The sequence below is a fragment of the Undibacterium sp. Ren11W genome (genome assembly GCF_049340485.1).
Taxonomy (GTDB): domain Bacteria; phylum Pseudomonadota; class Gammaproteobacteria; order Burkholderiales; family Burkholderiaceae_D; genus Undibacterium.
The window spans coordinates 1-255 of record NZ_JBMPPB010000047.1; the positions used below are offsets into that span (position 1 = coordinate 1).

General features: G+C 47.1%; 1 protein-coding gene. It reads right to left on the reverse strand.

Features of this window, described 5'->3' with window-relative positions:
- Positions 1 to 255 (reverse strand): EF-Tu/IF-2/RF-3 family GTPase (locus tag ACO0K8_RS22400; RefSeq protein WP_422948864.1); only part of this gene is annotated, 255 nt, incomplete at both ends.

The following is a 255-nucleotide window of genomic DNA, read 5'->3' on the forward strand; positions in this document are numbered from 1 at the left end:
CGTCCGTAGTACGGAAGTAGAACTGTGGACGATAGTTGTTAAAGAATGGCGTGTGACGACCACCTTCATCTTTAGACAAAACATAGATCTCGCCTGTGAAATGATCATGCGGCTTGATTGTACCTGGCTTAGCCAAGACCTGACCACGCTGAACGTCTTCACGCTTAGTACCGCGCAACAAGACACCAACGTTATCGCCTGCTTGACCTTGATCCAGCAATTTACGGAACATTTCAACACCAGTACATGTAGTCA